General features: G+C 71.5%; 14 protein-coding genes and 1 pseudogene. 8 read left to right on the top strand and 7 right to left on the bottom strand.

Annotated features, from left to right (window positions below; translation table 11 throughout):
* Nucleotides 1–3 precede the first annotated feature (3 nt).
* Nucleotides 4–222 (top strand): annotated as a pseudogene (locus OOK07_RS37210) (multicopper oxidase domain-containing protein); the annotation flags it as partial.
* Nucleotides 223–249: 27 nt separating this feature from the next.
* A complete protein-coding gene (locus OOK07_RS37215; RefSeq protein WP_266800854.1) occupies nt 250–1,293 on the top strand; it encodes a LacI family DNA-binding transcriptional regulator in 1,044 nt (347 codons plus the stop codon).
* 105 nt (nt 1,294–1,398) lie between these two features.
* On the opposite strand, the gene OOK07_RS37220 is transcribed toward OOK07_RS37215, so the two are convergent.
* Complete coding sequence (locus OOK07_RS37220; protein ID WP_266686571.1) at nt 1,399–2,178, bottom strand: VOC family protein; 780 nt, start codon at nt 2,176–2,178, stop codon at nt 1,399–1,401.
* Between the two features lie 250 nt (nt 2,179–2,428).
* On the opposite strand from OOK07_RS37220, the gene OOK07_RS37225 reads away from it, so the two are divergent.
* Nucleotides 2,429–2,674, top strand: a complete 246-nt coding sequence (locus OOK07_RS37225; protein ID WP_266686573.1) for a WhiB family transcriptional regulator — start codon at nt 2,429–2,431, stop codon at nt 2,672–2,674.
* Between the two features lie 100 nt (nt 2,675–2,774).
* On the opposite strand, the gene OOK07_RS37230 is transcribed toward OOK07_RS37225, so the two are convergent.
* The 3 genes from OOK07_RS37230 to OOK07_RS37240 form a co-directional block, all read right to left on the bottom strand.
* Nucleotides 2,775–3,749: an acyl-ACP desaturase gene (locus OOK07_RS37230; RefSeq protein ID WP_266686574.1), complete on the bottom strand. Its 975-nt coding sequence runs from the start codon at nt 3,747–3,749 to the stop codon at nt 2,775–2,777.
* 214 nt (nt 3,750–3,963) lie between these two features.
* Complete coding sequence (ddaH, locus tag OOK07_RS37235; protein WP_266686575.1) at nt 3,964–4,740, bottom strand: dimethylargininase; 777 nt, start codon at nt 4,738–4,740, stop codon at nt 3,964–3,966.
* Nucleotides 4,741–4,863: 123 nt separating this feature from the next.
* Nucleotides 4,864–6,477, bottom strand: coding sequence for an ABC-F family ATP-binding cassette domain-containing protein (locus OOK07_RS37240; RefSeq protein ID WP_266800857.1), 1,614 nt, complete (start codon nt 6,475–6,477; stop codon nt 4,864–4,866).
* A gap of 302 nt (nt 6,478–6,779) precedes the next feature.
* Here OOK07_RS37240 and OOK07_RS37245 point away from each other — a divergent pair, with 302 nt between their 5' ends.
* On the top strand, nt 6,780–7,451 hold the full coding sequence (locus OOK07_RS37245; RefSeq protein ID WP_266686577.1) for a GOLPH3/VPS74 family protein: 672 nt from the start codon (nt 6,780–6,782) through the stop codon (nt 7,449–7,451).
* A 181-nt stretch (nt 7,452–7,632) separates the two neighbouring features.
* On the opposite strand, the gene ssgD is transcribed toward OOK07_RS37245, so the two are convergent.
* The gene (gene ssgD / locus OOK07_RS37250) at nt 7,633–8,046 is read right to left on the bottom strand and encodes a spore wall synthesis regulator SsgD (protein WP_266686578.1); all 414 of its coding nucleotides are present in this window, start codon (nt 8,044–8,046) and stop codon (nt 7,633–7,635) included.
* Between the two features lie 248 nt (nt 8,047–8,294).
* Here ssgD and OOK07_RS37255 point away from each other — a divergent pair, with 248 nt between their 5' ends.
* Nucleotides 8,295–9,371 (top strand): WD40/YVTN/BNR-like repeat-containing protein, encoded by a 1,077-nt coding sequence (locus OOK07_RS37255; protein ID WP_266686579.1) that lies wholly within the window; start codon nt 8,295–8,297, stop codon nt 9,369–9,371.
* A gap of 101 nt (nt 9,372–9,472) precedes the next feature.
* Nucleotides 9,473–9,805, top strand: a complete 333-nt coding sequence (locus OOK07_RS37260; protein WP_266800858.1) for a plasmid stabilization protein — start codon at nt 9,473–9,475, stop codon at nt 9,803–9,805.
* A 10-nt stretch (nt 9,806–9,815) separates the two neighbouring features.
* Here the strand turns inward: OOK07_RS37260 and OOK07_RS37265 are convergent, their stop codons facing one another.
* Nucleotides 9,816–10,112, bottom strand: coding sequence for a YciI family protein (locus OOK07_RS37265; RefSeq protein WP_266686582.1), 297 nt, complete (start codon nt 10,110–10,112; stop codon nt 9,816–9,818).
* A gap of 75 nt (nt 10,113–10,187) precedes the next feature.
* Between OOK07_RS37265 and OOK07_RS37270 the strand changes: the two genes are divergently transcribed.
* Nucleotides 10,188–10,883 carry an endonuclease V gene (locus OOK07_RS37270; RefSeq protein WP_266686583.1) on the top strand — a complete coding sequence of 232 codons (696 nt, stop codon included), beginning with the start codon at nt 10,188–10,190 and terminating at the stop codon, nt 10,881–10,883.
* 89 nt (nt 10,884–10,972) lie between these two features.
* Nucleotides 10,973–11,119, top strand: a complete 147-nt coding sequence (gene mmpA, locus OOK07_RS37275) for a morphogenic membrane protein MmpA (protein WP_266686584.1) — start codon at nt 10,973–10,975, stop codon at nt 11,117–11,119.
* Between the two features lie 7 nt (nt 11,120–11,126).
* Here the strand turns inward: mmpA and OOK07_RS37280 are convergent, their stop codons facing one another.
* A complete protein-coding gene (locus OOK07_RS37280; RefSeq protein WP_266800861.1) occupies nt 11,127–12,305 on the bottom strand; it encodes a saccharopine dehydrogenase family protein in 1,179 nt (392 codons plus the stop codon).
* Nucleotides 12,306–12,405 lie beyond the last annotated feature (100 nt).

Here is a 12,405-nt window from a genome sequence, read left to right on the forward strand (position 1 = left end):
TCGGGGCGGGGTGCGGGTGCGTGGACGTACCACTGCCATGTCCAGAGCCACTCCGACATGGGGATGGGCGAGCTGTTCCGGGTGAAGAAGCAGGACGGCACGATTCCGGGATACGAGCCCCATGACCACGGGGTGGGTGGCGCACCGGCACTGACGGAACTCCGGCGGCCGTCTGCAGGCCGAGAGCGCTCTCACCTCCTCGACCACGCGGAGCTATCCTGATCCGCAGCCGCCGAGGAGGAGCCCGAAGTGACCGACACAGCGCCGCGCCCCACGCTGGAGGCCGTGGCCGCCCGGGCGGGTGTCTCCCGGGCCACCGTCTCGCGCGTGGTGAACGGCGGGGACGGGGTCAGGGAACCCCTCGTCGCCCGGGTCCGGCGCGCGGTGGAGGAACTCGGGTACGTGCCCAACCAGGCCGCCCGCAGCCTGGTGACGCGACGGCATGACGCCATCGCCGTGGTCATCGCCGAGCCCGAGGCCCGCGTCTTCGCCGACCCCTTCTTCGCGCTGCAACTCCGCGGCATCAGCAAGGAGTTGACGGCCCACGACAACCAGCTCGTGCTCCTGCTCACCGAAGGCCGGGACGATCACGTCCGCGTCGGCCGCTATCTCGCCGGAGGCCATGTCGACGGCGCGCTCGTCTTCTCCCTGCACCTCGACGACCCGCTGCCCGGCCTGATCCAGCACGCCGGTGTGCCGACCGTGTTCGGCGGCCGGCCCGGCTGGAGCGACGGCCGCGGCGGCGCGGTGTACGTCGACTGCGACAACCGCGGTGGCGCCCGTGAGGCCGTACGCCATCTCGTGGGCCTCGGCTGCACCCGGATCGCGCACATCACCGGCCCCCTCGACCAGACGTCCGCGGCGGACCGGCTCGACGGCTTCCGGGATGTCATGGTCGACGCCGACCCCCGGCTGATCGTCGAGAGCGACTTCACCCCGGCCGGCGGTGAGCAGGCGATGCGGCAACTCCTGGACCGGCGGCCCGACGTGGACGCCGTGTTCGCGGCCAACGACCTCACCGCTGCGGGTGCGCTGCGTGTGCTGCGTGAGCGGGGGCTCGGGGTGCCCGCCGACGTCGCCGTGATCGGGTTCGACGACATGTTGCCGGTCGCCGAGCAGACCGATCCGCCCCTCACGACAGTCCGTCAGGACATCGAGGAGATGGGGCGGTTGATGGCCCGGCTGCTGCTGCGGCGCGTGGGCGCCCGCGTCGGCGCCGGGGAGCAGGGTGACCCGGACGCGCCGTCCAGCGTGGTACTGCCTACGACGCTGGTACGGCGCGCCTCCGCGTAACGCTCCGCTGGTGGGGCTGTGACGGGCCGTCTGTCGCTCCCGGTCCGTGGTGGCCGGTCGCGGGCCCCGCGGCGGAGCCGCATATCGATACGGGCCCGCGCTCCGTCAAAGAGACGCGCTCCTGATCACCGCGAACCTTGCGCCGTACGGGTCGGTGAGTTTGGCGATACTTCCCACTCCCTCGACGGGCGTGGCCGGCATACGAACCTCGGCGCCCAGGTCCCGTGCCTTGCTCACGGTGGCCTCCGCGTCGGCGACCTCGAAGTACGGCAGCCAGTGCGGGCTGTTCTCGACCGGGTCATCGGCCAGTGGGACGACGCCGCCGAACATGGAGTCCTCGCCGCCCCCGGCGGGGTTGAGGGTGGTGTACGTGCCCCCGGGGAAGGGCACCGCGGCCGTCTCCAGGCCGAGTGTCTCGTGGTAGAACCAGGCGGCCGCGGCGATGTCCGGGGTGTACAGCTCGACCCAGGTGAGGGTGCCGGTCTCGCCCGCCACGTCGACACCCTTGGTCCGGCCCGGCTGCCAGATGCCGAACGGCACGCTCGCCTTGTCGGCGATGATCGCCATGTGGCCCTCGCCCATCACGTCCATGGGCCGCATGAGCACGCTGCCGTGGGCCTGCTCGGCAGCCTTGGCGGTGGCTTCGGCGTCCGCGCTCTGGAAGTACACGGTCCAGGACGGCGGGCCCTGCTCGGGCGTGGTCTGCATCCCGCCCGCGACGGTCTTGCCGTCCAGCTGGAAGAAGCCGTAGCCACCGGCGTCGGGGCCCGCCGACTGGAATGTCCAGCCGAAGAGACTGCCGTAGAAGGAGATGGCGCCGTCGATGTCGGACGTGCCTACGTCGAGCCAGTTGGGAGCGCCGTTGACGAAACGGGTGGTGAGCATCCTTGCCCTCCTCGGAAGGGTCCCGTTCTCTGCACTGCCGAGTCTTGCACCGCCCACTGACAATCGCTGCCGGAACGGGGTTCGCCCCCTTCCGCCTCCTTCCCCCTTTTCCTTCTGCGTTCTTCTGCGCGCCGCCGTGCGCCACGGTGTGTGAGGGCGCCACCATCAGGGTGGCCGCGTGCGGGCCCTGCGGCGAGGCGTTGATCCCGCGTTGATCGAACGTTTTTCGCGGCGCGCCACGATCTGGTTCATGCACATCGACACGATCACCCCGGCCGGCCTCGCCTGGCAGGCCCAGGCTCTGTGCGCGCAGACCGGGGCGGACTTCTTCTTTCCCGAGCCGGGCAGCTCGGTGCGTGAGGCGAAGCGCATCTGCGGCATGTGTGAGATGCGGCCCACCTGCCTCGAGTACGCGCTGCGGAACGACGAACGCTTCGGTGTCTGGGGCGGTCTGTCGGAGAAGGAACGGCTGGCACTGAGGCGCACCGCGCACTGACGCACCCTGTCCCGGCCGACGCCGCAGCGTCCGTACGCGACGACGAGGCCGGTACGCGCGCGCGTACCGGCCTCGTCGTCGTCCGCAGTCGGTTGTGCCGTCAGCCCGCGGCGCGGGCCGCCATCCTCGCCTTGCGTGCCGCCAGCTTCTCGTCGAACTTCAGGGCCTCCGCGTCCAGGCCGCCCATGAACAGGCCGAGCTCCTCCTGCGCGGCAAGGCCCTCGGGGCCGAGGCCGTCGATCTCCAGGACCCTCAGGTGGCGCAGGACCGGCTGGAGCACGTCGTCGTGGTGGATGCGCATGTTGTAGACCTCGCCGATCGCCATCTGCGCGGCGGCCCGCTCGAAGCCGGGCATGCCGTGGCCGGGCATCCGGAAGTTGACGATCACGTCGCGCACGGCCTGCATGGTGAGGTCGGGCGCCAGCTCGAAGGCCGCCTTGAGGAGGTTGCGGTAGAAGACCATGTGCAGGTTCTCGTCGGTCGCGATGCGGGCCAGCATGCGGTCGCAGACCGGGTCGCCCGACTGGTGGCCGGTGTTGCGGTGCGAGACGCGGGTGGCCAGCTCCTGGAAGGCGACGTAGGCGACGGAGTGCAGCATCGAGTGGCGGTTGTCCGACTCGAAGCCCTCGCTCATGTGGGCCATGCGGAACGCTTCCAGCTTGTCCGGGTCCACCGCGCGCGAGGCGAGCAGGTAGTCGCGCATCACGATGCCGTGCCGACCCTCCTCCGCGGTCCAGCGGTGCACCCAGGTGCCCCAGGCGCCGTCGCGTCCGAAGAGCGAGGCGATCTCGTGGTGGTAGCTGGGCAGGTTGTCCTCGGTGAGGAGGTTCACGACCAGCGCGATCCGGCCGATCTCGGTGACCTTGGACTGCTCCTTGCCCCAGGCCTCGCCGTCCTCGAAGAGCCCGGGGAAGTTACGCGCGTCCGACCACGGCACGTACTCGTGCGGCATCCAGTCCTTGGCGACCTTCAGATGCCGGTTGAGTTCCGTCTCGACCACTTCCTCCAGGGCGTACAGCAGTCGGGCGTCGGTCCAGACGGAAGTGCTGCCGAGGTGCGGGGAAGTGATCGTCACGGGAGCTCCAGGGGACATACGGCAAAGCGGAACAAACCGGCGAGCGGTGCCGGAACTTACGAAAGCGTAGGCTACGAAACCGTAGGTTACGTTGCCGTAGGTTAAGTGCTCTGTAAAGAACCCTGATCAGGGCATGTTTCTTAGGGCATCCAAGGATCTGCCGGAACCTCGGGGAGTGCAGGTCCCGGGGCTGAAAGGGCGAGCCGATCACCCTTCAGGCGTACAGATCCCTCAAGCGGACCGAGAGGCATGTCACACAGCCCTCGAGCTTCTCGAACTCGCTGATGTCCACCACGACCGGCTCGTGACCGAGATCGGCGAGCAGTTCCGCCGTCTTCGGCGCGCTCGCCGCCATCAGCAGCTTGCTGCCTCCGAGGAGCACCACGTGGGAGCCGGCCTCCTCGGGCACCGACAGGAAGCGCGGGAACAGTGCCGGCCGGTCCACCTTGGGGATGTGCCCGATGACCGTCCCGTCGGGCAGCGCCGTGACCGCCGACTTCAGGTGCAGCACCTTGCTCACCGGCACGGCGACGACCCGCGCTCCCAGCGGCTCGAAGGCGGCCCGCAGCTGCTGCACGCCGGCCGCGTTGGTGCGCCCGCCCCGGCCGACGTAGATCGTGTCGCCGATCTTCAGCACGTCGCCGCCGTCCAGGGTGCCCGGCTCCCAGATCCAGTTCACCGAACAGCCGAGGCGCGCCACGGCCTCCTCGACCCCGGCCGTCTCGTCCCGCCGGGAGGAGGCGCCGGGCCTGGTGATCAGCGCGACGTTCTTGTACATGACGACCGTGTCCTCGACGAACACCGAGTCGGGGCAGTCGTCCTCCGGATCCACCTCCACGGTCTCCCAGCCGTGGGTGCGCAGCGCCTCCACGTAGGCCTCCCACTGCTCCACCGCAAGACCGGCATCGACCTTCTCCCGCTCGACGTGCGTCACCAGACCTTCGGCGAGGCGCGGGCTGGGGCGGCGGACGAGGGCCTTCTTGCTGGGCACGAGGGGCCTTTCGTATGGGCGGAACGACGGACCGGCCCTTGTGGGGCCCGGCCCGCCATCATGCAGCGCGGATCCATGGACACAAAACCCCCTGTTGCCAGGCTGTGCCCCTCCTGAGATGCGCTACCCCACCTCCTCCGGAGCCGTTTCCCGCAGCTCGCCGTCGAGCAGCAGCCACCGGGTGATGCCGATCGACTCCAGGAACGGCAGGTCGTGACTGGCCACGACGAGCGCTCCCTCGTAGGAATCCAGGGCCGTCGTCAGCTGCCGGACGCTCGCCATGTCGAGGTTGTTGGTCGGCTCATCGAGCATGAGCAGCTGCGGAGCGGGCTCGGCCAGCATCAGCGCGGCCAGGGCCGCCCGGAAGCGCTCGCCGCCGGACAGCGTCTCCGCCTTCTGGTCGGCGCGGGCGCCCCGGAACAGGAAGCGGGCCAGTCGGGCCCGGACCCGGTTGTTGGTGACGCCCGGCGCGAACCGGGCCACGTTCTCGGCGACGGACAGCTCGCCGTCGAGCACGTCGAGCCGCTGCGGCAGGAAGCGGAGCGGCACGTGCGCGTGCGCCTCGCCCGACACCGGCTCCAGCTCCCCGGCGATCGTCCGCAGCAGCGTCGTCTTGCCCGCGCCGTTGCGCCCGATCAACGCGACCCGCTCCGGACCGCGCAGGTCGAGTCCGCCCGCCACGCGCGCCCCGTAGGCGAGTTCCAGGTCCATCAGGGTCAGGACCGTGCGGCCCGGCGGTACGGCCGTGTAGGGCAGGTCGACGCGGATCTCGTCGTCGTCCCGTACGGCGTCCACCGCGTCGTCGAGCCGCTCCTTGGCCTCGGTGAGCCTCTCCTCGTGCATGATGCGGTGCTTGCCCGCGGACTCCTGCGCGGCGCGCTTGCGCGCCCCCATGACGATCTTCGGCTCGCGCTTCTGCTCGAACATCTTCTGCCCGTACCGCTTACGGCGGGCCAACTTCACCTGTGCGTCGGCCAGTTCGCGCTTCTGCTTGCGGAAGTCGGCCTCCGCGACGCGCACCATCCGCTCGGCCGCCTCCTGCTCGCCGGCCAGAACCTCCTCGTACGCGGAGAAGTTGCCGCCGTACCAGGTGACCTCCCCCGAGCGCAGATCGGCGATCTGGTCGACCAGCTCCAGGAGTTCGCGGTCGTGGCTGACCACGACCATCACTCCCGTCCAGGACGCGACGGCCGTGTACAGCCGCCTGCGTGCGTACAGGTCGAGGTTGTTCGTCGGCTCGTCCAGAAGCAGGATGTCCGGGCGGCTCAGCAGCAGTGCCGCCAGCCGCAGCAGCACCGACTCACCGCCCGACACCTCTCCGATGGTGCGGTCCAACTCGATGCGGCCGAGCCCGAGTTCGCCGAGTGTGGCGAGGGCGCGTTCCTCCACGTCCCAGTCGTCGCCGACCGTCTCGAAGTGCTCCTCGGCCACGTCGCCCGCCTCGATGGCGTGCAGCGCGGTCCGCTGAGCGGCGATGCCGAGCACCTCGTCGACGCGCAGCTGCGTGTCGAGCGTGACGTTCTGCGGGAGGTAGCCGACCTCGCCCGCGACGCGGACGGCGCCGTCGGCCGATGCGAGTTCACCGGCGATCAGCTTCAACAGGGTTGACTTGCCCGATCCGTTGACCCCGACGAGGCCGGTGCGGCCGGGGCCGAAGGCGACGTCGAGACCCTCGAAGACGGGGGTGCCGTCGGGCCAGGTGAAGGCGAGGGAGGTACAAGTGATGGAAGTAGACATGGTGGCCTCGCGGTTGCTTGATGCGGTCAGGGGCAAACGCGTATCGAGACACCGCAGACCAAAGGCGGGAGAGGAGAGCCCTGAAGCATGGAAAAGCCCTGCTCCGTCAGGACGGCTCGACGGCCGAGGTCGCACGCGGCGGCCACACCTCACGGGTGTGACGCGGTGTCTCAGGACCTCAGACGAGCAACGTCCCTCTCCAATCGACGGCAACAGAAGCGCTTTACACCGTAGGAGAGAGCCGGGACGGCTGTCAACGAATTAACGTGATCCCTGATTCGCCCTCGCCAAGGAGGCTCCCCGTGCCCTACGGCTCGCTCTCACTGCCCGCCCGGCTCTGTCTGCTCGCCTGGGACACGGAACGGGCCAAGGTCACCGGCGCCGCCCGCCTCCACCAGCTGGTGCGGGCCGGTGCCCTCACCGAACTGGCCCAGCGCGGTCTGCTCACGGACGAGGACGGCATCGCCACACCCGTCGACATGGACTCCGCCACCGGGGACGCCGCCCTCGACGGCCTCCTGGAGCTGATCCGGGAGTCCCGGCCGCACCGGTGGCAGACGTGGGTGACCCTCCACGCGCGCGTGACCCTGGACGCCGTACGGGAGCAGCTGACCGCACAGGGATATCTGCGGGCGGTGAAGAAGCGGGTCCTCGGGGTCTTCCCGAGCGTGGACCACGTACTGGAGCAGCCCGCCGTCGTGGACGCGCTGTGCGAGGAGGCGCGGCAGGTGCTCCAGGGCCCGGTGCCGGTCGCCGAGGTCTGTGACCGGGACGCGGCCGTGGTCGCCCTGGCCGCCGCCGCGGAGCTGCGCACGCTGGTACCGGCCGGCGACCGCAAGCGCCACACGGAGCGCGTGGAGGCGCTGACCGAGCGGGCCGGCGCGGCGGCGCCCGCGCTGCGGAAGGTCGTCACGGAGGTGCACACGGCCCTGGTCGCGTCCCTGACGGCGGTCGCGGTGGCAACCGGCGAGTGACGTGCTCCCGGCGCCTCACTACATGTCGGATTCCTGCCGGCCCCGCCCGGCCGCAGCCGGTTGCCGGGCCTGCGGCGTTGCGGGTTGCGCCCCGAAGGGGGCAGGAAACCGCGCGACCACCCACCACGGCCCCGCGGACGGCAAACGGCCCCTCGCGCCCTCACCGGCGGAGCGTGACGCGTCACGCTTCCCGCATCAGCTCCGCCAGGTCGTGGTCCAGGTCCAGCTGCAGGTGCTCCAGGCCGACGGGGACCAGGTGGTTGGTGGCGTCGAGGAAACGGCGTATCTCGTCCGCGTGGACGTGCACGACGGCGGTGCCCTCGGGGGCGTGGAACTCCAGGACGATGCGCTCATAGCCGTACGGCCGCACCCGCACGTCGCCGTGGCCCTCGGGCTCCTCCAGGCCGGCCGTGAGGAGTTCACGCGAGAAGGTCCAGCAGACGTCCACGCCCTCCAGGGTGGCCGGGGCGGGGAAGGTCATGCGGACCGCGAACGGGTCGCGTCGGTCGTAGTGCAGCTTCGCCGGGATGCTCGACATACGAGGCGCGGCGGCGACGAGACGGGCCTCTACGGGCTGCTCGATGACGGTGGACAACGCCTGCTCCCTTGTGACGGCTGGACGGGCTTCCGGGCTGATCGGTCCGGCACTGCTAGAGACGCTGGAACCAGCCAATCCGTGCACCTGAAATTCGAGTGACCTCCGTCACCGCATTCATTCACAGGAGTGACGAGGTCCACTTACCGTGTCGCGAGGGGTACTTGTGGCGACCGCGGGCATCTGGACGGCGTCCGGGCGGTCGGCTAGCTTCGCGCGCCATGAGGCGCTTGGGGAACACGCGACGAATGAGACGTACGTTTCGCACGGTGGCCGCGGGGGCGGTGTGCTCGGCGGCTCTGGCCGCCCTGGCCGCCGTACCCGCGCAGGCGCAGGAGCCGGAGAGCCGGGCGCCGCACTGGGAACTCAAGGACACCGGCGCGGGCGATGTGCGCTTCCGTGGGCTGTCGGCCGCCAGCCGGAACACCGCGTGGGTGGCCGGAACCGGGGGCACCGTGCTGCGCACCACGGACGGCGGGGCGAGCTGGCGGAACGTGTCGCCGCCGGGCGCGGCCGAACTGCAGTTCCGGGACATCGAGGCGTTCGACGCGCGGCGGGCCGTGGTGCTGGCCATCGGCGAGGGCGAGGCATCCCGCGTGTACCGCACCGACGACGGCGGCGCGACCTGGACCGAGTCCTTCCGCAACACCGACGCCAAGGCGTTCTACGACTGCCTCACCTTCTTCGACAGCCGCCATGGCCTCGCGATGAGCGACCCGGTGGACGGCAGGTTCCGCATCCTGTCGACCGGTGACGGCGGCCGCTCCTGGAAGGTGCTCCCGAGCGACGGCATGCCGGCCGCGCTGGACGGCGAGGCGGGCTTCGCCGCGAGCGGCCAGTGCCTGGTCGCCTCCGGCCCGTCGGACGTCTGGCTGGCCACCGGAGGCGGCGCACACGCGCGCGTGCTGCACTCCCGCGACCGCGGCCGGACCTGGACGGCGGCCGGCACACCGATCCCAGCGGGCGACCCGGCCAAGGGCGTCTTCGCCCTCGCCTTCCGCGACCGCACGCACGGGCTCGCCGTCGGCGGAGACTACCGGCCCGACCAGTCCTCCCCACAGGCCGCCGCACGCACCGGCGACAGCGGCCGCACCTGGCAGCCCGCCGCCGAGCCGCCGTCCGCCTACCGCTCCGGCGCCGCCTGGCTCCCGCACAGCCGCACCGCGGCCCTCGCGGTCGGCCCCACCGGCACCGACCTGACCACCGACGGCGGCCGCACCTGGCGGACGGTCGACACCGGCTCGTACGACACCGTGGACTGCACCGCCGACCTCGGCTGCTGGGCCGCGGGGGAGCAGGGACGGGTCGCGCGCCTGCAACGGTGACGCATAAGACGCGAATACGGGTACTCGATCGCCGGCCGCGGCAGTTGCGGCCGTGACGGCCGTGACCGCGGCAGTCGTGACAGCGAGAGGAGTGAGCGACCATGCCCGCAGGCTCGAACTCCAAGCGGGAGCGCCAGTACGAGCACATCAAGGAGAGCGCCCAGGACCGGGGCGAGAGCGCCGGACGCGCCAAGGAGATCGCGGCCCGGACGGTCAACAAGGAACGGGCCCGGTCCGGCGAGGCGAAGAGCGCGAGCCGCACGTCGACCCAGGACATGTCGTCCGGCAGGCGGGGCGGACAGCGCTCGGGTCAGGGTTCTCAGGGCCCGACCCGGGACCAGCTGTACAACGAGGCCAGGCAGCGCGGCATCGAAGGCCGTTCGAACATGAACAAGGACCAGCTGCAGCGCGCGCTGACCGCGAAGAAGGGCTGAGCGGCGCGGTTCAGCCGGACGTCGCGCGGTACTGCTCCAGCGCCGGTGCCGTCCGGGCGGCCACGAACTCGATGATGCGGTATGTGCACACGCCGCCGGTCGAGAACGGGTCGCCGGCGGTGAGTTCCTCGGCCTGTGCGCGGTCCTCGAACAGGGCGAGGATGATCCCGCCGTCGCGGGGCTCCTTGCGCCCGGCCGCGAGGAAGACGCCTTTCGCGAACTGCTCGTCGAGCCATGCCACATGGGCCTCGAGCAGCGCGTCGACGGCGTCCAGCGGGGCGGTGTAGGTCAGCTCCAGTACGAACATGATCGCGAGCCTACGCCGCCGGGCGCGGGCCCGTACGCCCGTCCCCGGCGTGACGACCGTACGCTCGTCCTCATCATGACGACCGTACGCATTCCCGCGGGCTGGCCTGCGACCGAGGACGAGGCCCGCGCCGTACAGGACGAGCTGCGGGGGCAGGTCGTGCACGACGAGCCGGGACCGCCGCCCGGCACGGGCCACGTCACCGGCGTGGACGTGGCGTACGACGACGAGCGGGACGTCGTCGCGGCCGCGGCAGTCGTCCTGGACGCGGCGAGTCTGGACGTCGTGGCCGAGGCGACGGCCGTCGGCCGGATCTCCTTCCCGTACGTGCCGGGCCTGCTGGCCTTCCGGGAGATCCCCACGGTCCTCGCCGCTCTGGACGCTCTCCCGTGCCCGCCCGGCCTGGTCGTCTGCGACGGCTACGGCCTCGCCCACCCGCGCCGCTTCGGCCTGGCCAGCCACCTCGGCGTCCTGACAGGCCTGCCCACGATCGGCGTCGCCAAGAACCCCTTCACCTTCGCCCACGACGATCCGGGCGCCGCGCGCGGCAGTACGTCACCGCTCCTTGCGGGCAGCGACGAGGTCGGGCGCGCCCTGCGCACCCGGGACGCAGTCAAGCCGGTCTTCGTGTCCGTCGGCCATCGGGTGAGCCTCGACAACGCCTGCGCCCACACCCTGGCGCTGACCCCCGCCTACCGCCTCCCCGAGACGACCCGCAGGGCGGACGCGCTGTGCCGCCGGGCGCTTCAGGAGGCGACGCCGCGCCACTGACCCGCGTGCGCGCCGGGTGCCGTCTGAGTACGTGGACTGAGTATCCGTACGGATGTGGGCGTGGCGCGGCGGTCGGCAGGCTGTGCCGCATGACGACGCACCGCGCCCCGAAGCCCCTCGCCGACCCCAACCGTCCCGTCGAGCGCGCCGTGACGGCCGTGCTGGTCCTCGCCGTGCTGGCGGGGCTCTGCTGGATCGGCGGGATGATCTACACGGTGGCGGGGTGGTCGGTGTAGGGCGGGTTCACCGGCTCGCGACGACCCGGAAGGTGATGCCGGCCTCGCGCAGGCGCCCGGTCAGCGCGTCGCCCATCGCGACCGCCGTGGTCACCTGGCCGGCCGTCGGCGGAAGGTCGTCGAAGGCCAGCGACAGCGCCGACTCGGCGAACATCCTGGCCGTCTCGTCGTAACCGGGGTCGCCGCCCGCGACCTCCGTGAACACCCGGCGCCCGCCGCCCTCGCCCACGAAGCGGACCTTGAACCAGCTCTTCGCGCGCTTCTCGGCGCTCGGACCCTCGCCGGGCTTGAGCCGGTCCGACAACCAGCGCCGTGCGGGCGGAAGTTGGGCGGCCGCGAAGATGCCGCCGACGGCCGCGATCCCGCCCGCCGCGACGGGCAGGTGCCGCACCGCCGCGTAGTGCCGGTAGCGGAAGTCGGGGCCGTAGCGCTCCAGGGCCTTCGCCGACCGGCCCACGATCTGGGCGTCGATGGTCGGCAGCGGCAGCACCCACGCGCCGATCTCCTTCGCGAACCGCGGCAGCCCCGTGGGAGCGGCGGCCCGCCTCCCCACCAGACGCGGCTCGTTCCGCCTACGGTCCCGCTCGGCCGCCAGCATCGGACGCACGCGTGAGAACTGGTTGAGCGCCGAGGCGAACGTACCGCCCGAGAAGGCGGCGTCCGCCGTCACGAACCCGTCCACCGTCAGCGGCACTCCCTCCGGCAGCTGCTGGACGGTGAAGTACGCGCCCAGGTCGTGGGGGATCGAGTCGAAGCCGCAGGCGTGCACCAGCCGGGCACCGGTCTCACGCGCGCGTGCGTCGTGACGGACGTACGTCAGGTCCACGAACTCGGGCTCACCGCACAGATCCAGGTAGTCGGCCCCGGTGTCCGCGCAGGCGGCGACGAGTTCCTCGCCGTACGTCACGTACGGCCCCACCGTCGTCGCCACCACGCGCGCGTGCTCGGCGAGTGCGCGCAGCGAGGCCGGGTCGGCCACGTCCGCCCGCTCCACCCCGACGTGCTCGCCGCCGGGCAGCCGCTCGCGCAGCTGCTCCAGTTTCCGCTCGCTGCGGCCCGCGATCGCCCAGCGCAGCCCCTCGGGAGAGTGCGCGGCGAGGTACTGCGCCGTGAGCGTCCCGACGAAGCCCGTGGCCCCGAAGAGCACGATGTCGTATGGGCGGTCCGCCCCGTTCATCCTGCTCATGACACCCTTCGTCCGCAGCGCGCGCCGTTGTCGGTGGCCGAGGCTAGCGTGAGGAGTTCGGAGCCCGACGACGAGCCCGGAGGTAGGGCGGTGACCGTGA

This window comes from Streptomyces sp. NBC_00078 (assembly GCF_026343335.1).
In the GTDB taxonomy this organism is placed as follows: Bacteria; Actinomycetota; Actinomycetes; order Streptomycetales; family Streptomycetaceae; genus Streptomyces.

Coding starts and splice junctions, on each gene's coding strand:
- OOK07_RS37220 (WP_266686571.1), bottom strand. CDS start 2,178: ATGCTCACCACCCGTTTCGTCAACGGCGCTCCCAACTGGCTCGACGTA.
- OOK07_RS37225 (WP_266686573.1), top strand. CDS start 2,429: ATGCACATCGACACGATCACCCCGGCCGGCCTCGCCTGGCAGGCCCAG.
- OOK07_RS37240 (WP_266800857.1), bottom strand. CDS start 6,477: ATGTCTACTTCCATCACTTGTACCTCCCTCGCCTTCACCTGGCCCGAC.
- OOK07_RS37255 (WP_266686579.1), top strand. CDS start 8,295: ATGAGACGTACGTTTCGCACGGTGGCCGCGGGGGCGGTGTGCTCGGCG.
- OOK07_RS37260 (WP_266800858.1), top strand. CDS start 9,473: ATGCCCGCAGGCTCGAACTCCAAGCGGGAGCGCCAGTACGAGCACATC.
- OOK07_RS37265 (WP_266686582.1), bottom strand. CDS start 10,112: ATGTTCGTACTGGAGCTGACCTACACCGCCCCGCTGGACGCCGTCGAC.
- OOK07_RS37270 (WP_266686583.1), top strand. CDS start 10,188: ATGACGACCGTACGCATTCCCGCGGGCTGGCCTGCGACCGAGGACGAG.
- mmpA (WP_266686584.1), top strand. CDS start 10,973: ATGACGACGCACCGCGCCCCGAAGCCCCTCGCCGACCCCAACCGTCCC.
- OOK07_RS37280 (WP_266800861.1), bottom strand. CDS start 12,305: ATGAGCAGGATGAACGGGGCGGACCGCCCATACGACATCGTGCTCTTC.